The organism is Mesorhizobium oxytropidicola (assembly GCF_056174625.1).
Map to the genome: position 1 here is coordinate 3116081 of NZ_CM149692.1, position 18121 is coordinate 3134201.

18 protein-coding genes and 1 pseudogene are annotated in these 18121 nt (G+C 61.3%); 9 read left to right on the forward strand and 10 right to left on the reverse strand.

What is annotated here, in order from left to right; genetic code table 11:
- The first annotated feature begins 5 nt into the window (after nucleotides 1-5).
- From AC0V8S_RS15575 to AC0V8S_RS15595, 5 genes and pseudogenes are all read left to right on the forward strand, one after another.
- Nucleotides 6-484, forward strand: a pseudogene (locus AC0V8S_RS15575) (tetratricopeptide repeat protein).
- Between the two features lie 251 nt (nucleotides 485-735).
- Nucleotides 736-1257, forward strand: coding sequence for a DoxX family protein (locus AC0V8S_RS15580; RefSeq protein ID WP_475438240.1), 522 nt, complete (start codon nucleotides 736-738; stop codon nucleotides 1255-1257).
- 80 nt (nucleotides 1258-1337) lie between these two features.
- Complete coding sequence (locus AC0V8S_RS15585) at nucleotides 1338-1943, forward strand: BA14K family protein (RefSeq protein ID WP_475438241.1); 606 nt, start codon at nucleotides 1338-1340, stop codon at nucleotides 1941-1943.
- Between the two features lie 112 nt (nucleotides 1944-2055).
- Nucleotides 2056-2385, forward strand: a complete 330-nt coding sequence (locus AC0V8S_RS15590; protein WP_475438242.1) for a DUF2934 domain-containing protein — start codon at nucleotides 2056-2058, stop codon at nucleotides 2383-2385.
- A 14-nt stretch (nucleotides 2386-2399) separates the two neighbouring features.
- The gene (locus AC0V8S_RS15595) at nucleotides 2400-2549 is read left to right on the forward strand and encodes a hypothetical protein (protein ID WP_095200665.1); all 150 of its coding nucleotides are present in this window, start codon (nucleotides 2400-2402) and stop codon (nucleotides 2547-2549) included.
- A gap of 159 nt (nucleotides 2550-2708) precedes the next feature.
- On the opposite strand, the gene AC0V8S_RS15600 is transcribed toward AC0V8S_RS15595, so the two are convergent.
- Both AC0V8S_RS15600 and AC0V8S_RS15605 read right to left on the reverse strand, forming a co-directional pair.
- Nucleotides 2709-2921, reverse strand: coding sequence for an alpha/beta fold hydrolase (locus tag AC0V8S_RS15600; RefSeq protein ID WP_475438243.1), 213 nt, complete (start codon nucleotides 2919-2921; stop codon nucleotides 2709-2711).
- Complete coding sequence (locus tag AC0V8S_RS15605; RefSeq protein ID WP_475438244.1) at nucleotides 2863-4122, reverse strand: alpha/beta fold hydrolase; 1260 nt, start codon at nucleotides 4120-4122, stop codon at nucleotides 2863-2865. Before AC0V8S_RS15605 ends, AC0V8S_RS15600 begins: the two co-directional genes overlap by 59 nt.
- A 282-nt stretch (nucleotides 4123-4404) precedes the next feature.
- Here AC0V8S_RS15605 and AC0V8S_RS15610 point away from each other — a divergent pair, with 282 nt between their 5' ends.
- Nucleotides 4405-4833: a hypothetical protein gene (locus AC0V8S_RS15610; protein WP_475438245.1), complete on the forward strand. Its 429-nt coding sequence runs from the start codon at nucleotides 4405-4407 to the stop codon at nucleotides 4831-4833.
- Between the two features lie 38 nt (nucleotides 4834-4871).
- Here the strand turns inward: AC0V8S_RS15610 and AC0V8S_RS15615 are convergent, their stop codons facing one another.
- The 4 genes from AC0V8S_RS15615 to AC0V8S_RS15630 form a co-directional block, all read right to left on the reverse strand.
- The gene (locus AC0V8S_RS15615) at nucleotides 4872-5504 is read right to left on the reverse strand and encodes a hypothetical protein (protein ID WP_475438246.1); all 633 of its coding nucleotides are present in this window, start codon (nucleotides 5502-5504) and stop codon (nucleotides 4872-4874) included.
- 434 nt (nucleotides 5505-5938) lie between these two features.
- Nucleotides 5939-6616, reverse strand: a complete 678-nt coding sequence (locus tag AC0V8S_RS15620) for a hypothetical protein (RefSeq protein ID WP_475438247.1) — start codon at nucleotides 6614-6616, stop codon at nucleotides 5939-5941.
- Nucleotides 6617-7088: 472 nt separating this feature from the next.
- Complete coding sequence (locus AC0V8S_RS15625; protein WP_475438248.1) at nucleotides 7089-8231, reverse strand: reverse transcriptase family protein; 1143 nt, start codon at nucleotides 8229-8231, stop codon at nucleotides 7089-7091.
- Between the two features lie 161 nt (nucleotides 8232-8392).
- Nucleotides 8393-9697: a phosphoribosyltransferase-like protein gene (locus tag AC0V8S_RS15630; protein WP_475438249.1), complete on the reverse strand. Its 1305-nt coding sequence runs from the start codon at nucleotides 9695-9697 to the stop codon at nucleotides 8393-8395.
- 381 nt (nucleotides 9698-10078) lie between these two features.
- On the opposite strand from AC0V8S_RS15630, the gene minC reads away from it, so the two are divergent.
- From minC to minE, 3 genes are read left to right on the forward strand one after another with little or no spacing between them, the layout of a single operon-like run.
- Nucleotides 10079-10912: a septum site-determining protein MinC gene (gene minC / locus AC0V8S_RS15635; protein WP_475438250.1), complete on the forward strand. Its 834-nt coding sequence runs from the start codon at nucleotides 10079-10081 to the stop codon at nucleotides 10910-10912.
- Nucleotides 10913-10956: 44 nt separating this feature from the next.
- Nucleotides 10957-11772, forward strand: a complete 816-nt coding sequence (gene minD, locus AC0V8S_RS15640) for a septum site-determining protein MinD (RefSeq protein ID WP_475438251.1) — start codon at nucleotides 10957-10959, stop codon at nucleotides 11770-11772.
- Nucleotides 11769-12041: a cell division topological specificity factor MinE gene (gene minE / locus AC0V8S_RS15645; RefSeq protein ID WP_183461473.1), complete on the forward strand. Its 273-nt coding sequence runs from the start codon at nucleotides 11769-11771 to the stop codon at nucleotides 12039-12041. Before minD ends, minE begins: the two co-directional genes overlap by 4 nt.
- Nucleotides 12042-12613: 572 nt before the next feature.
- Here the strand turns inward: minE and AC0V8S_RS15650 are convergent.
- The 4 genes from AC0V8S_RS15650 to AC0V8S_RS15665 are packed head-to-tail and all read right to left on the reverse strand — an operon-like array spanning nucleotide 12614 to nucleotide 17715.
- Complete coding sequence (locus AC0V8S_RS15650) at nucleotides 12614-14398, reverse strand: ABC transporter ATP-binding protein (RefSeq protein WP_475438252.1); 1785 nt, start codon at nucleotides 14396-14398, stop codon at nucleotides 12614-12616.
- Nucleotides 14398-15435 carry a glycosyltransferase family 2 protein gene (locus AC0V8S_RS15655; protein WP_475438253.1) on the reverse strand — a complete coding sequence of 346 codons (1038 nt, stop codon included), beginning with the start codon at nucleotides 15433-15435 and terminating at the stop codon, nucleotides 14398-14400. Before AC0V8S_RS15655 ends, AC0V8S_RS15650 begins: the two co-directional genes overlap by 1 nt.
- A 4-nt stretch (nucleotides 15436-15439) precedes the next feature.
- Nucleotides 15440-16546, reverse strand: coding sequence for a glycosyltransferase family 2 protein (locus tag AC0V8S_RS15660; RefSeq protein ID WP_475438254.1), 1107 nt, complete (start codon nucleotides 16544-16546; stop codon nucleotides 15440-15442).
- A complete protein-coding gene (locus AC0V8S_RS15665) occupies nucleotides 16543-17715 on the reverse strand; it encodes an acyltransferase family protein (protein WP_183461465.1) in 1173 nt (390 codons plus the stop codon). The genes AC0V8S_RS15660 and AC0V8S_RS15665 overlap by 4 nt, the downstream gene beginning before the upstream one ends.
- Between the last annotated feature and the right edge of the window lie 406 nt (nucleotides 17716-18121).

Genomic DNA, 18121 nt, shown 5'->3' on the forward strand with positions numbered 1-18121 from the left:
AGACAATGAAACAGCTTCTCTTGGGCAGAAACGCCCTGTTCGGCCTGCTCGGCGCCATCGCCGTGCTGACCGTGGTTCCCGTCGCGACAATCATGCCGGCCTATGCGGTGGATGACATAGAGGGCGCCGACGCGCCGACCTCACCGCCGTCCAGGCCAAGATCGCCGCCAAGGACTACAAGGGCGCGCTGGCCGATCTGCGCGATCTCGCGCAGGACAACCAGCAGGCCGACGTCTACAATCTGCTCGGCTTCACGCTGCGCAAGACCGGCGACTTCACCACCGCGCTGACCTATTACAACAAGGCGCTGGAGCTGAAGCCCGACCACAAGGCCGCCCGCGAATATCTGGGCGAGCTCTATATCGAGACCGGCGACATGGACAAGGCCAAGGCGCAGCTGGCCTCGCTGCAAAAACTCTGCCCTGCCGGCTGCGAGGAACTGGAAGACCTGCAGAAAGCCATAGACACCAAGGTGACGCAGTAGGCCGTGACCCATTTCCTCTCCCCTAAGAACGTTGGGGGAGAGGTGGCTCGGCGAAGCCGAGACGGAGTGGGGGGCTGGCACTGACCCATCCCTTACCAGTTTGGGCGCTCGTGGCTGGCGCCCATTGCCGGAGCCGGCGCTCTCCCTCGAGCCGGCTCCGGCCTTTTCGAGCATCACATCCGTCAGGCGCCGTTCTCGCGCGTCCCACGGCGGGCGACGCTTGCCTGTGCCCAAAAATTGGAGGCTGACCCATGACACCGAACGACATCGCCGCGAAGCTCACCGGCCTCGCCACGAAATACCACATCAGGGACGTTACCCTGCTTGCCGGCCGCCTGCTTATGTCCTTCATCTTCCTGCATGAGGGCGTGACGCTGGCCACCCATTTCGACGGCGCCGCCAAGGCGATGGCAGCCCAAGGCGTCGGCCTGCCGCTGTTTGTCGCCACCATCGCGCTGCAACTGGGGGCAGGGCTCTCGGTGGCATCAGGCCTGCTGACGCGGCTGGGCGGCATCGGGCTCGGCCTGTTCTGCCTGGCCACCGCCTTGCTGTTCCACACCAACTTCGCCAGCCAGAACGATCTGCTGCATTTCGAAAAGGACCTGGCCATATCAGGCGGCATGTTCGTGCTGGCCGCCGTCGGCGCCGGCCGGCTGTCGCTGGACTGGCTGCTGGCCCGCGCCCTGCAAAAGCGTAAGCGCGACAAGGAGATGGTCAAGGCATTGCTGGCGGTGGAGAACGAGTTCACGGGGGATGTGCGGTTGCCGGTTTGAGGCACCCCTGCCAAACGCTCGCTCGCTGGAACCAGTCCGGGTGCTCCGCATTCTATTAGCAGGGGCTCAAGGAGTGTGTGATGAAAGCGGTTTTGGCACTGGTCGCAGGCTTTGTCCTGACCCTTGCGGTCTTCGCCAGCGGGCTGGCCTTCGCCGCCTGGCTGATTGTCGCCAAGCCCGCGCATCAAGCCAGGCCAGCCGACAGTGTCTCGCAGCTGTGGACCAAGGACGCACAGCCCGTGGACAAGACCGCGCCGGGTCTGGAGCGCGTGGCCGCCGCGCAGCCCGCCGCACCCGATGCCGCAGCCAGGGTGCAGTCGCCCGAGCCGACCAATTCAGTCGCGGTGGCACCCGACGCCGGCGAGCAACAGGCCAGGCTGCCGCCTGCCCATGTCAGCTGGTGTGCCGACCGCTACCGCTCCTACAATCCCGACGACAACAGCTATATGTCCTACAGCGGCCAGCGGCGGCCCTGCGTGTCGCCCTATCTCGACACCACTGCCGCCGCCGACCAGGCCGCGCCCGCCGAGGTCAGCTATGTCGAAGGCGGCGCGGCACCCCTGGTTGCGTCGGCCGACCTTTCGGACGACCACGTCCAGTCCTGCTTCAGCCGCTACCGCTCCTACCGTCCCGAAGACAACAGCTACCAGCCTTATTCCGGTGGGCCGAGGCGCCAGTGCGAGTAGGGGGCGCAGGCTGCTTGAATCGCGTGCGATCCCTGGCCATTTCGATCACGCAAAATTTTTGGATCAATCCCGCCGGCGCGGCGTTCCTCCCTGACACGAAGGGAGAACCACCATGACCGACGACCGTAACGACAAGATCCGGGACCGTGCCTACGCAATCTGGCAACGCGAAGGCGGCGCCCATGGCGACCACGAGCGCCATTGGCACCAGGCCGAAATGGAGATCGACCGGGAAGCCGCCTTGCCGCTGACGGCCGACGACGCCTTGCCGCAAACCCGTGAGATCGCCAGCACCGATGTGCTGGAGGTCGAAGCGCTGGCCATGCGCACCGGCATATCGGGCGACGAGGCGCAGGCGCTGCTCGACCGCCTGGGCACCGACCGCGCGGCAGTGGAGCAGGCAGCGCGCAGCCTCAAGGACAGGAAGGGCGCCAAACCCTGATCAGGGAGAGCGAGATGATCCGCAAACTCAAGGACGGAAAATACCGGCTTTATTCGCGCAAGAAGGACGAGAAGACGGGGAAAAGGCGCAATCTGGGTACGTTCGATAACCGCGAGGCGGCGGAGAAGCATGAGCGCGAGGTGCAGTATTTCAAGCGGCTTTAAGGAGGAGGTGTTTGGTGCTTGCCTCTAACTGTCGCGATGGCGATACATCAGCCGCTGCCGTGACCGGTTTAACCATAATCCGTCTAAGTACAGCGGCAGCAATGCGCCTAATGTCGGACGTTGAAGTTGATCTTGCCGTTGCCCAGAAGCGGACTCTAGCTATGATAGGAGAAAACGCCTCACTTCATCAAAAAACTGTAGGCAAGCCGCCTCATTCTTCAGAAACAGGTGATTCTTGCCATCGAACGCAACGAAGCGAGCACCGGGAATAGCAGCAGCCATTTGTCTGCCCGCCTCGAGCGGGCAGACTCGATCATCGCGAACGTGCATGACAAGTGTTGGTACCTTCCTTCGGAAGAAGTTCGCGAACATCGAGATCACCGACGACTTCAAAATACTGTGCTGCGCACTCAGGCGAGATCGTCCGTCGTTGCAGCTCGTTGAAGGCTTCGATCTGCTCTTTGGTGCCTTCAGGGAGAAACTGTGACGAAAACAATTGACGAAACGTCGGTTCGTCCGATCCCCATCCTAAACGCATCAAGGTCGTCATAGCATCGCGTTTCTGGCGCTCCTCGGGCGAACGCTTCCGTCCACCCAATGCAAAGCCGCCGTAGAGGATGAGATGTGACACCTTTTTGGGGTGGCGCACAGCGTAGGCAATCGAAACGGCACATCCCTGGGATGCGCCGAACAAAGGGAAGCGCGTGAGACGTGCCGCATTAGCAACGGCTTCCAAATCGCTCACCCAGTTTTGAAGTGAAAGCTCGTCCACATTCCTATCCGACATTCCATTCCCTCGCGCGTCATAGCGGATAAGGGTGTGTTCGCTTGCAAGCCCCTCTAGTAAGTGATGCCAGACGGGACTCTCCCAATCATACTCCAAGTGGTTCAGCCAATTAGCGGCCTTCATGAGAGGTGGTCCGCTCCCAACCTTGGCCCAGGCAAGCTGAACACCGTCTTTCGCGCGGCAATACGCAATCGACTGGGTTAGTTCGTGGGTTACTTGCCGTTCAAGATCAGCCGATCGCTTCGTTGCAACAGAATACCCGCCGCCGACGCGAAGCAAATAGACCCGGATGGGCTCGGCGATGTTCTTGAGCTGTGTGCTGCCGAGATCGCTGACTGAAAGGTCAAGCCTGGCCTTGACCTGACGATAGGCATCCTCGGACAGGCAAATGGTGCCCGGCGACGCGACGCCTTCCAGGCGTGAGGCGATGTTGACGCCGTCACCCATCAAGTCGCCGTCGCTTTCCTCGACGACATCCCCCAGATGGATACCGATCCGGAATTCGATGCGGCGGTCCTGCGGCACACCGGCATTGCGCTCGACCATGCCGTTCTGCACCTCGATCGCACAGCGCACGGCATCGACCACGCTGCGGAACTCGACCAACGCCCCATCCCCTGTGCGCTTGATTACGCGCCCGTTGTGCACGGCAATCGCCGGATCGATCAGGTCGCTGCGCAGTGCCCGCAACCTCGCCAGGGTGCGATCTTCGTCGGCACTGGCAAGCCGGCTGTAGCCGACCACGTCAGCAGCAAGGATCGCCGCAAGTTTGCGGATCTCGTTCACCTTGCCCCTCCTTCACTATCCGACATAGCACAGACGCAAGGGAAAGACCGCTCCATTTATCTGGACGCCTTGCCTGGCATTCGCCCAGGTCGACGTTCCAGGGCACGGGACCGGGCGGCGGTTGTTGGTGCGGGACGGGTGCCAGGTGTGGGTGCCGGAGGCCGTGACATCGCGGCCGCAGAACACCGCCCGAAGCGACAATGTTTCCCGTTTGCGCCCATTCGGCTAAGCTGCGACGGACGCAAAAACCGATCTGGAGAGAGGCCGCCGGGGGAATTCGATATGCGGACCAGCTGCGCAATCCTGATGGGGCTTCTATTGATCGCTCCCGCAGCCGCGGAGGACGTGCAGTGCCCGAAAGGCATTCAATTGGAGCAGGACATCCAGGCCGCGCCCGGTTGCCTGGCAGCTCACAAGTTGCACCAGGCCTGCGCCTGGGGATCGAGCGGCGACGAATTCATGTCGGAGGACGTGATCGACAAGTGCAAGGCTGGATTCTTCGATCGACTGACCCGCAAGCAAATGCGCCTGTATGAAAAGCGCCTCGATGCATGCGGCGAACGCTACCCGGTCACCCAGGATGGTGGGTCGATCCAGATATACTTGTCCTCGATGTGTGACGAGGATCTCGCGGCGACCTATTTCAAAGCCGCAAAGGGTGGGCAAATTGTGGGAACGCCACGCTGGAGGGTGCCCAACATATCTCAGTGAACCGATTGTCCGTTTCGGGAGACTGGACCATCCGCAACTCATCCCTCGGCCGGCTCTTCGTAGATGCCGGTGATGAGGAGCCATGCGCCTGAAATCAGGAAGGCGAACAGCACGATGGTTCCAAGGGCCGCGATGTAAAGGCCCACGCCGCGCCCGAGAATAAGGAAAATCGCGCCTGCAACCTCGGCCAGGTAACACAGCGTGCCGCCCGCCAGCCGCGGCCCGGTCAGCCCGATGGAACTCATCCCCGCCATGATGGCGACGACATAGCCTCTGACGAATATGAATGTTGCTATGTCCCAGAGGAAAAGCCATTCGAAGCCAAGTGCCGGAAGATATTGACCTCCCAGAAGCGCAAGGCTGCATGCCATGAAAATCGCGCTGAAGCCCGACAGCATGTTGATTGCCCGGTTCTTGTGCGTCGTGTTGCGGACAAGGCGTTCGGGATTGATCGAGATCGCGACGAAGATCAACCCGGCAAGCCCCGCCGCGCCGCCGCCCACCATGACGAAGAAATTGTTCCATTGATCCAACATGACGTGCCCCCGAGCTTCAGCCGGCTCGATGGAGGCTAGCATGGCTGCGTTCTCGAACTCCACGGGGCGAGACAGCCGATCCGTGGGGTTTCGTCGTTTGGGCGACAGGTCCGGGATCTTGCCGGCGCCCATCATCGAGCAATGATCAAGACCTGTGGATCATCATCGGCGGTTGGGGGGCGCACCTTCCCGGGGGAAGACCGATAGCCTTGGTCAGGCGGAAATTCTGATCGAGGCCAAATCCTGGCTGGCGAGGTGATACGCAAACTCGAGGACGGTAAATGCCGGCTTTATTCGCGCAAGAAGGATGAGAAGACCGGGAAACGGCGGAATTTTGGGCGTTTGAGACGCGCGAGGCGGCGGAGAAGCATGAGCGGGAAGTGCCGTATTTTAGGTGGCATTGAGACGGGGCGGTGGCGATGCCCGAAGGCTACAGCGGCCACACTGTCGATCAATGATTTGCGGCAGCCGTTTCGACTGTGCCGCAATCGCCAGATAAGCCGTTATCCCCGTCCCAGAAGCCATGATTTCCTATCCTAGTGGCGATCCCACTTCAGTGGCGCGACGCGTCAACCTGGCTTGCCATTTGCAAATCGGCCCAGTTCCACCACAGCACGATTGAAGCCCAAGATCTGGCGGCAAACCGTGTCGGCGACCTTCTGGATGGCAGGGTCCGAAATGTCCATGCTGGTGACAGTCTCGATGCCCCTCCGGATAGTCATTTTGTCGAAGTCGCTGTGCAAGACCGTGTCCAGCGCATGAACAAACTCAATGCTACCTGGCTCGTCGACAAGTTTATCGAATGCTATGCGCAGCGACTGAAGGATGTCGGCGACCTCAGCATTGCTTTCAGCCAGCTGTTCCCTGAGCACCAGCAGATCATGTGTCTGGCCCGATCCGCGGGCGATGCGCATTAGAGATCGAAGCATCCCTCCGCGAAAGAAGGAAAGCCGCGCGGCTGAGCCGATGTAAGGTTGATAGGTATTGGCGCGAATATACCCAGCGAAGGCTTGCTTGATGTGATCAGCCATCTCTGCCAGCGCGGCTGTGTTGTCGTTCGTCCGTTGAGTAATCTGCTCCTGCCATTCTTCTTGTTCGCGCTGCTCGCGAGGTGGATGGGTTAATTTCCATATTTTCGTAAGGAGCCCGCCAAGTGGTATTTCTTCAACAGCGCTTTCGGTAACCGCGCGACCAATTGCCCGTCCAGATCTTGGTGGTGGCAAACGTAGCCGATCGTCCTTAGCCAAAGTCCCCTCCTGAATATATGATGAAGGACATTATTACATACGGGTTTAATTATATACAGGTTGGGCGATCGGCCAAACTATCCAACTGCTGGGAGCAGCGAAGCGAAGGGAACTACCGCGTTCCACTGCCCTAGGTTAAAACAGCCCGTCTGCTCTCGGCCAATTTTGTACTTCACGTTCGCGTCTCCTTTCCAGCCGTTCGACGCGAACGACAGGGCCTCGATGCCGGCATCGAGGCAGCCCGGCAGAGAAACGCTCAGTTCACGCAGCCCAATGGATCGTGTGTGCCGCCTGAAGACGCGCGAGACGGCGGAGAAGCATGAGCGGGAGGTGCAGTATTTCAAGCGTGATTGAGGGGTGGGGCGCTTGCAAGGCGGATGCGCTTATCGCTGGTGGGACCTGAGTTTCAGCCTGTCACAAGCCGTCGCGAAGCCACTTCGGCTTGCCGGGGCAGGTAGCCGTTACGGGTATTTCAACGTGACCAATCAACATTATTGAAATCCCTATAGAGCTTGGCAGCATAGGCCTCGTCTACTTGATGCGCAAAAGAGATCAGACCGGCGATGTGTTTTCGCATGCCGATTAGAGAGTCGAAGCCACGTCGCTGCATGTGAGCTTGGGCGCCAATTTTGTCGTGGTTGAGCGCGTAGAGATGTGTCTCAACATTTACTTTGAAATCCTTTGTCAGGTTCGGTTCATCTCGATCGACGAGTACCCCTAGAAGCAGCTTGCGTGCGCCTGGAGGGACGATGCGCGTTTTCGAAGGATTGTATGTCAAACCTACCGATTTAAGCTCCCCCGTTGCCCACGTTACTAATCTCAGTGCCTGCTCGCGCGAAGCCTTGCCGGAAGTGGAAAAAGCGAGATCGTCGGCGTATCGCGTGTAGGTCCAACCATTGCTGCTAGCAAATTTTGACAGGCGTTCATCCAATCTTTGCACGGCAAGATTTGCGAGCATCGGGCTCGATGGTGCTCCTTGGGGAAGATGACCAGCAGGAAGTCGTGTATGCGGAAGTATTCCATTGTTGCCGATCCTGCCTCGTGGCTGGTTCAGTATCGTTCTTGTGCACAATCTAGTGATCTGGAATGCTATCAAAGCGCCATATCCCAGTGATCTAAAGACACGGTAGACGTCTCGCTCAGTAATCGATTCGAAGAAATTAACGACGTCCATTTTCACAAGCCACTTGCATTCTGCGTGCAGGCGACAAGCCTGGACTAGATCGCGGTGGGGAGTAAAGGCGAAGCTAGCAGGGTGTGGCTTCACCGCGTTGAGAATATTTTGTGCGATCCATCGTTGAACTCTCATCAAAGCTGGCACGGGAACGCAAATCGTTCGATAGCGTCTGGTCGCAGCCGTCTCCCCTGGCAACACGCGCTTCTTTAGCCTAAAAACCCTATAGGCCTCTGCTTCTCGGTTAACAAATTCGATGAGGGTCGGAAGGCTGACATCTGTTAGGTGTGCGAGGTGACCAAGAGACAAGATTACTGGCAGATCACGGTTTTTCCGCTTGATCCTTCGCCCGGCCGCTATCGCCGCCTCAATTACGACGTCGGGTCTGCCGGCTGCGTGTGCCCCCTCGCGAAATTGTTGAGAGTCCCAATGGTGACGCATCTACATTCCACCCCGGTTGGGGTGATACCTGTCGATGCCAAACTCGCCGCCTGCCGAGTGATGTCGCTTGCGACTGGGATCGACAGGTAACAGACTACAATCATCAGCTCTATCAGCGGCGATCGGAAACCCGATCGCCCATAACGACATGCAGCAGCACATCATTTTGGCCATCCCGAAGGACGGCTAGGACTAGATGCAACCGTCGGGACTCTCAACGACCATGGATAGTATGGTTCCATGTTCGAGGGAATGACTTTTTTTCGTTTCTCAGATTTTACTGCTGCTTCGATAAGGGCTTGGCCTTTGTCTGTCAGCCGCTTGTTGCTGGACAAAAGCCCTTGCTGATCGGCTTGCGCAACGGCTTCTTTAACCTGTTCTGTCGTCAGATTTGTTCTCTCGGCAAGTTCAACCAGAGCATCTCTTCGCAATCTGCCGCGGATCGCTGCAAGTACTAAGACGATACGAGCCTCTAATGGAGAAATTAATTTGTCAAAAACAATTCCAGCCGCCTCAGCAGTATTCGCGATCTGCTCTTCCTCTGACAATGGCATGAATGCCAGTTTTCCTTCTCGCGGAACCGGGCCAGAATAGAGCGCTCGCCAGCCGCCTTCGGACCTATGAATAATTGCGGGTGTATTATTTGGAATTCTATAGGTAAAAGCCACTAAGGCCTTGGTGTCGAAAAACCCTTGTGCGGGCGCGCCACGACCGGCGTCAGGTCCATAGTTTGTGATAAGATTGTTCCACCTCGCCGCTTGTGCAGGTTCAGCGGTGTCGACAGTCGGGACTAAGTGCTGCATGAAGACCTGGGGCTGCGTTTTGTGCGCGATCACTTTCTCAAAGCCTGCTTTGGTGCCGGCGGCAGAGACGACCCCAAATCGAATCCATCCAAGCGACCACCATGCCCGGACAGACGGTACTCGCCAGAATTTGTCCAACATTGCAGAGACACGGGTCCCCGAGCCTATGAAATCAGTGACGATTCCGATTATCGTTGCCCCCCGCTTTCTAATAAACTCAGGACCTGGGTGGTTTAGAAATCTCCCCGGCCGCTTCTCGACCATCTGGGATATTACAAATGCCCCTGATCCTTCACTTCCGACGCGACTTGATCCGCGGCGAGGTGCCACGGGCTTAACAGATCTAGGTTCGACAGCTCGGCGGCGAACTTTGCCTCTCTTGTCAGCTAGCTTCTTGGATTGAAAAATTGCGCTTTCGGCGAATTCACGCTCAGCGTATAGCGCGATAGTTTTCTTCTTGAGTGGCCCAGTGGCAGCTCGAGAAGCGTAGAGTTGATCAATACCCCAGCGCTGTGCCTCAAAAACCTGCTCACTATCGAGCAAGACCATGGCATCGAGCATTTCTGCCGCCGCCACCCTATCTGCCAAATCATTGAACTGACGAACCCAGGCTCGCCCGGCTTCGGTTTCTGATAAGCGCGTGATGTGCCTCAATTTGTTCAATCGCCTTTTCTATCTCGATACTGAAAAATATCAAACGTTCTTGGCGGCAATCGCGTGACGGTGGGCGTTGAGCTAGGAAGAAGGAGTTAGTCCCAAGTCCCCGAGGGCGAATCTTTCCCCTGAGGCGCATTAGTCTATGATTGATGTTAACATAATAACGAAACGCGATGGAATCGACGCTTGTCCCGTTCTTAACAACACTTGTGTAGCACCGACCGCCGACCAAACTGCCAGCTCTGTCTGTAGCACCTAACAAACTCTTGAACTCCCGTCTGGCTCTGTCAGGAACCTTAATTCCGACGCTCCTCCACTCCACCCCCATTAACCATTCGTTAACCATTCCCTCGCTAGCGTTTACCTCTCAGTAAGGATTCGCCAGCCGTGACCTTTGCCGCTCCCCTCGAGGCCAAATCCATTCGCTTTCGTGCCCGCTCTTTCGTCGCTTTCACCTTGACCCCGGAAGCGCCCATGGCGGAGTGGCTGCAGGGGCTGGATCACTGGATCGGCAACTCGCCGGGCTATTTTGCCGGGCGGCCGGTGTTGCTGGATTTGAACGTGCTGAAGCCGCGGCCGAGCGAGATCGCCGCGTTGGTGGCGGAACTCGGGACGCGCGGCATCCGCATCTATGCGATCGAGCTCGACGGGGCTTCGCTCGGGCCGGAACTGCCGCCTCTGCTGGTCGGCGCCAAGGAGGCGACGACGGATGGGCTGCTGCCGGGCCGCAAGGGTGGGCAAGAGGTTTCCGGCACATCAGAGGGCAAGGCCGCCGAGGGCAGGGCGCCGGACCACCGCATGGACGCGCGTGCCGATGCCGGCGGCGTTGCGAAGGGCAAGGCTGGCGCAAGCAAGACTGACGAAAGCGAGCCGCAGGTTTCGCATTACGATTCGGGCACGCTGATGATCAAGGCGCCGATCCGCTCCGGCCAGGCGATCATGCATCCGCATGGCGATGTCATCGTGCTGGGCTCGGTCGCTTCCGGTTCGGAGATCGTCGCCGCCGGCTCGATCCATGTCTACGGCACGCTGCGCGGGCGCGCTTCGGCGGGTGCGCTCGGCAACACCGGCGCGCGTATCTTCTGCCGCCGCAACGAGGCCGAGCTTCTGTCGGTCGACGGCTGGTACATCACCGCCGAGGAGATGGAAGGGGTGTCGCGCGGCAAACCGGTGCAGGCCTTCCTCGACGGCGAGGGCCTGCGCGTCGAAACACTGAGCTGATGCGGCTGACTGAATAACAACGGATAACAACGGAGGCTTTTTCGATGGGCAAGGTAGTGGTGGTCACTTCGGGCAAGGGGGGCGTCGGCAAGACCACCTCGACGGCGGCGCTCGGTGCCGCCGTGGCCAAGACCGGCAAGAAGGTGGCGCTGGTCGATTTCGACGTCGGCCTCAGGAATCTCGACCTGATCATGGGCGCGGAACGCCGCGTGGTGTTCGACCTCGTCAACGTCATCCAGGGCACGGCAAAGCTGTCGCAGGCGCTGATCCGCGACAAGCGGGTCGACACGCTGTTCCTGCTGCCGGCCTCGCAGACGCGCGACAAGGATGCGCTGACCGAGCAGGGCGTCGGCGAAGTCATCGACAAGCTGCGCTCGGTGTTCGACTATGTCTTCTGCGACAGCCCGGCCGGCATCGAACGCGGCGCGCAGCTCGCCATGCGCTTTGCCGACGAGGCGGTCATCGTCACCAATCCGGAAGTGTCGTCGGTGCGCGATTCCGACCGCATCATCGGCCTGCTCGACGCCCGCACCATGCGCGCCGAACAGGGCGAGCAGATCGCCAAGCACGTGCTGGTCACCCGCTATGACGCGGGGCGGGCCGCGCGGGGTGAAATGCTGTCCATCGACGATGTGCTGGAAATCCTGTCGGTGCCGCTGCTCGGCATCATTCCCGAAAGCCAGGATGTGCTACGCGCTTCCAACCTCGGTTCGCCGGTGACGCTGTCGGAGCCGCTCAATTCGGCGGCCAAGGCTTACATCGAAGCCGCAAGGAGGCTTGAGGGCGAGGAATTGCCTGTCATCGTGCCCTTCGAGCGCAAGGGCTTCCTCGATCGTCTTTTGGGAAGGAGGGCGGCATGAACCTGCTCGACATCTTCAAGCGGCGCTCCAGCGCGCCGGTGGCGCGCGAGCGGCTGCAAGTGCTGCTCGCCTATGAGCGCCGCAACCGCAGCCAGCCCGACCTCGTCTCCATCCTGCGCGAGGAGATCATGGCGGTGATCGCCAAACATGTGCAGATCGACCAGGATTACCTGCAGGTCTCGATGGAACGCGGCGAGACCATGTCGACGCTGGAGATCGACATCCAGATCCCCAACAAGAGCCCGGCGCCGATGGCGATCGCGGGGTGATCTTCACCCTCCCCCTCGTGGGGGTCTGGGGGACCGGCGAGACCCGTAGCTCGCCCCGGTAGGTCGATCCGCAAAGCGGATCGGGGTGGGGGGCAGCGCGACGCCCAAGACTCGGGTTCCTCGCCCCCCGCAAAGCGGGGGAGAGGTGGCCGCGAAGCGGTCGGAGAGGGGGCCGCGCGACGCTGGCGGGTTCCCTCTGAATTTCGTTGAGGTCGAGCCATTCCCCCGCTCCGTCTCGGGCTTCGCCCGAGCCACCTCTCCCCCACATTCGTGGGGCGAGGAACCCAAGTTCTGCAAAGCTTGCGCCAGCCCCCTCACGCCGCCGCGAACACAACCATTTGCGCGAGGCGGCGGATGACCAGCACGAGGGCCAAGAGGGGAGGCCGGCGCCGCATCTGGAGAGTGAGCGATGGGCACCGGCCCGGGCGGATCGACAGGTCCGCCGCGAAGGAACGGTAGCGAGTCCGGGCGCCGCGTGGCATTGGTGCGATCGCGCAGGGTGCGAGCGGCAAGCACGGGCCACTGATTCGGACGGCCGAGGGTCGCACCGAGAATCGCTGCCCGAACCCATGTCAGTCAAGCGGTTCATGCTGGTAAAGCTCGTCCATCGAGAGCGATGCCAGGGCGCCGAAAGGGGCCTGCTTCTTCACCCGGCCGCCGCTCAGGATCACCACGTCGTCGCAGAACGAGATGGTGCTGTGATGGTGGCTGATGACGATGGTCGTGCGCCGTCCCGCCCTCGACTTCAGGGTCTCGACGATGGCCGCTTCCGACAGCCCGTCGACCGCATTGGTGGCTTCGTCGAGGATGAGCAGATCGGGATCGCGCACCAGGGCCCTGGCCAGTGCGATCCGCTGCCTCTGTCCGGCCGACAGATTGACGCCCCTGTAGCCAACGAGCGTCTCGTAGCCCTGAGGCAGCCGCTCGATGAATTCATGCGCTTCGGCCAGTCTTGCGGCGCGCTCGGCGTCGCCGATCGTCGCCGCATCCTGCCCGTAGCTTATGTTCTCGAAAATGGTGCCGTCGACCAGTTCCAGCTCCTGGCTGGCCAGTGCGATGTGGCGTCGCCACTGGCTGGCGTCGATCCCATCGAGGGGTGATCCATCGACGAGGATCCTGCCGCTGTCCGGCTCCACGAAGCGGCACAGAAGATTGACGATCGTCGTCTTGCCGGCGCCCGAGCGGCCGATCAGCGCCGTCGAGCGGCCACTGTTGATTGCGAACGTCGCCGCATGCAGCACCACCTCACGCTGGTCCGTGCCGGAATAGGTGAACGTTACGTCATCGAACTTGATGCCCTGGCGCAAACCGTGGAACGGTCCGTCGCCTTGCGGCGGCCTGGGCTTGCCCGCGGGATCCAGCATCCATGTCACCTCTTCCAGCGATCCGCTGAGGCCCTGCAACTGGCTCCACGACCCCTGCAGGGCGCGCATATGCGGTTGCAGTCTGTAGAGCAGGATGACGAAGGCGATGATCATCGGGAAACTCACCTGCGCCAGCCAGGCGCCGATCACCACCGCCAGGAACAGCATGGCGTGGAGAACCTCCGTCAGCGGCGGCAACGCGCCCTGGCGGACCTGCAGGACGAAGGAGGCGTGGCGAACCGCGTCGGACGCGGTGTCGAAGATCGCCTTCTCCCGGCTCTCCTGGCCGAAGATACGGATCAGGCGTCCGGCATGCACGAGATGCAGCATCTGCGAGGCGAGGTGGCTGTTGCGCGAAGCGACGCTGCGGCTGGGGCCTTTCAGATTGGCCGAGAGGATGGCGTGCGCGATCTGGACGAGCGCCAGTCCCAGCGTGACCAGCAGCGTCATGCGCCATGACAGCAGCAGCAGAAAGGCCAGGAGGATGATGGCGGCCGATGCGCTGATGATCGCCGACAGCATGATCTGGATCGCATCGGACGCCCGCCAGGATTCGTTCGAGATGATGTTGAGCAGCCGCCCGGGACTCTGCCGCAGGAAGAAGGGGTAGCCGACCCGCAGGAGCTGCTCCGACAAAGCGCTGCGGATCGAATGGCTGGCCTTGCCGGAGATGAAGGTCGTCAGCAGCGTGTTGGCGAAGGCGAAGACGTTCTTCAGGATGATCGAGCCGAGTATGGCGGCCGAAATGACGACAAGCCGGTCGCGCTCGCTGAAGCCCGATCCGACCTGCTGGAGGACAGCGGAGAAACCGGCCATTCCCGTCGCATCGCCGTGTCCCATGATGATGCCGAGCAGGGGGATGATCAGGCCGATGCCGAAGCCTTCGAGGGCGGCGCTGACCAGACCCAGAGCCACCACGGCCGGAACCAGGCGCAGTTGCCGCTTTCCGAACGCGCGGAACAGCATCGGCAGGCTGGGCGGGAGCAATGGCATCAGAGCGGTGCCTCGGCGTTGGCTTGTTGATCCTGCGGCACCGGCTCGGCCTGCGGCCGCCTCGCCAGCAGGAGAGCCGCGTATCTGGCCGCGCCGAGCAGATTCATGCCGATGATCGGCCAGTGCGACAGGTCGAGTTCGCGATCGAAGGCAGGCCTGCCCGCCAATTCCCGGAAAGCCCCTCTCACGGCCCAGTAGAAATGGCGCAGCAGCCAGGGCGCATGGCGAATGTGTTTCAGGCAGAGCCCGCCATTGCCCAGGCTGTAGTCGCGGTGGAGCTTTTCGATGGCTTTGCGATCCCGCCGGCCGTGATGATGGAATATCGTCATATCAGGCACATACTCGACCGCGATGCCGAGCAGCACCGCCCGAACGAGGTAATCGGTATCCTCCGCCGACCGCAATGGCCCGCCCGCGCCGAAGCGCTCGTCGAAATAGCCGATGCGGGCCGCGACGTCGCGGTGCATCGTCATGTTGCAGCCCAACACGAAGCCGCCGGGATGAATATCGGGCGTCAGTCGCTCGCGCACCCGCGATCGCTTGATCGTGAAAGGCAGGTCCCTGGGATCGCCAAGCTCGACACGGCCTCCCCGGATGAGCCACTGTTCCCCGGAAGAATAATGTCGCTCCAGGTCGGCGAGATAGTCGCGATGCACCGCGCAATCATCATCGACGAAGACCAGCACACGGCCCCGCGCATGCCGCAATCCGGCGTTGCGGGCCGCCGCCAGTCCGCGGCGTGGCTCGCAAACGGGCGTGAATGGAATGTCCGACATAGCGGCGATGCTGGCCAGGCGTTCGGCCGTGCGGTCGCTCGAGCCATTGTCGACGACCACGAGCTCGGCCGCGTAGCCGGCATGGGCGCGGCACGCGGCCTGCACAGACTGGATGCAGGCCTCGAGCACGGCGACGCGGTTGCGCGTGCAGATGATGAAGCTGACTTCCGGGCCTGATCGCTCCGCTCGCAGACCGGCCGGGGCGGCGCCAAGCGCCGTCGAACGATCGCGCTGTAGAGGTTGGTGGGCTTCGATGGTCATGCCTCTAGCCCACCTGATGAGATGCCAGAACCGCCGCGGCGGGCGCGGATTTGAAGAAGTATTCCACGGCGTCCGCCTGCTTGCCGGCCGACAGCGAGGCGCGGCTGAGCCACGGCGCCCAGGCGCCCGGACGCAGCGCATATTTCTCGCGCCGCCGGATGGCGTTCCACTTCGCGGTCCGTGTCAGCAATTCATGCGTCAGTGGGGGCTGCTTTTCGTCGGCGACGAGTTGATAAAGGAAATAGAACAGGTTGAGCGCGCCGGCCTCGAAGCTCGGCCGCGTCTCGTCCGGCAGCGAGCAGATCCGCTCCTCCAGCGCGAGAATGAAGTCGGCCGCGCGGGTAACCGTGTCGAGGCTGACCGCTTCGCCGATGTCGCGCAGGTCCCGCGTGGCTTCCGCGAGGCCCTCGCGCTCGAGGTTCTCGGCCACGATGCGCAAATGCGTCCTGCGCATCTCCTTGCTGTGCCGGTGGGTCACGCTCCCCTGATGAGTACGGTAGACGAGCAGGTTTTCGGGCATCATGGCTGCCGGGTAGCGGCCGGCCAGCCGTCTGAAAAGATCGAAATCCTCGGCGTGCCGGTAGGTCGGGTCGTAGTTGAGAGCGGCGTCTTCGATGACCTTCCTGTTGTAGACGACCGTCGGGTGCATGAAGATGGTGAAGAACATCGCCAATATGGGCATGCGGCCGAACTGGAACACCGGATCGGGCTTGCCCCTGGCGATGCGGCCGCGGATCAACATGTCGACGCCGGCACCGCAGAAGCCGAGCTCGGGCCGCTGTTCAAACAGCGCCACCTGGCGCGACAGGCGCCAGGGATAGGCAATGTCATCGGCGTCCATCCGCGCGACCAACTCGCCTCTTGCGACCGCCAGCCCTTCGTTGAGCGTCGCGACGAGGCCGCGATTTTCGCGCGAGATGATCGAGACGCGGCTGTCGGCCTGTCGGTATCGCTCGAGGATTTCGAGCGAATTGTCGCTCGAGCCGTCATCGATCGCGATGACCTCCAGGCGGCCGTAGTCCTGCCGCAGGATGCTTCCAAGCGCCGCGGCGAGATAGGGTCCGGCGTTGTAGACCGGCAGCAGGACGGAGACGAGCGGCGCGGCGGTCATGGTCTTGCATCCGTTCGCGGGAGGTCGAGGGATGGCGTGCGGCCATCGGGCGACCCGCCGGGATAGGCTTCCGCCGGCCTCGCAAACCAGCCGGCATGACCGGCGGGCGCTTGCCGGACATACGGGAAGTGGCGCTTGAGGCTGTTGAGCGGCCTTTCGAAAACCAGCCAGGAAATCGAGGCCAGGACGATCGTGGCGGTGCTTGCAACCAGGAACCGTCCTGGCCCTTGTTGCGAGACATTGAGCGGAATCCAGGGCTGCGACTTGACGGCGAGCGACAGCAATATCGGATGATAGAGATAGACGCCGTAGCTGATGCGGCCGAGGGCCAGCAGCGGCGGCAGCTCCGCAAGCCTGCCAAGGGTGCCGCCGAGGCCGCGCGAACAGGCGGCGACGATGACTATCAGCGGCACCAGGGGCAGGACCTGCAGCAGCAGCCAACGGGCCCATTCCAGCGTCGGATCGGGAGGTGCCGGGACAAACCACTCGATCATCAGGAACGCCGCCGCGAAGGCAGGCCAGCTCAGCCGCATCCATTGCGGCAGGCCGGCGCCCCTTGACCGCCAGCAGGCCAGCAGCGCGCCTGAGGCTAGCGCATCCATCGACGCCGGCGGCAGCAGGTCGCGCGCCAGCGCCGGCGTGGCGGTCACCGGCCAGTAGAAGCGATAGGCCAGCGACAGCGCGATGACGCCGATGCAGATCTGTTCAAAGCGCCGCCTTGGGGCAAGCAGGACGACCAGCGGCCAGGCTAGATAGAACTGCTCCTCGATGCTCAGGCTCCAGAAATGGCACAGCACCCAGGGCGTCCAGTCATTGCGCAGCGCATACCAGAAATTCGACAGATAAAGCGCATGCCAGACCAGCGATCCCCTGGACTGTTCCAGGTCGACCAGCCAGACGAAACCAAGGACGGCAAAATAGGGAGGGAATATGCGCAGCGCCCGCCTGATGTAGAAGGACCGCAGCGCGGGGCCGGTCTCAAACGCGGCGGCCGCGCGGGCTTCCAGCAGCAGGCGCGTGATCAGGAAGCCGCTCAGAACGAAGAACAGCCGCACACCAATATGGCCCCAAAAGGAAGATCCTCCCGCCGCGAAGAAATGGGAGTACAACACCATCGTCACGGCGATGGCCCTCAGTGCATCCAGTTGGATGTCGCGGGCGTTTGCCATCAGCTTGCGCCCCTATGATGTCCGTGCCGTCTGGCCGCTTCGAGCCGGGGGCCAAGATGGACGGTACCTGTCCTCGGCCCGGTACCGTCAAACCCGAGCCTTGCGGGTCCATCCGAGCCAGGAACGAATTCGACGGATGGACAGCTCAAGTTGGTCAAGCTGGCGAAATCCTCCACGGCGTATGTCCAGTCGCAAATGAGTTCCCCAGGCGATGGTTCGGTCACGGCATTGTGCGGTGCAACACAAAAAATTTAGCGAGCTGAAATACTTGCGTGAGCAAGGCTAGAAATTGGCAAAAAGCCGCCATTTTTTCGGTTTCTTGCGATTTTCGATAGCACTTCAACCTTTTTGGTTCGAGTTGTATCGGTATACCCGCTTTGGTTGATTGGAAGCGCTTCTGCCCCGG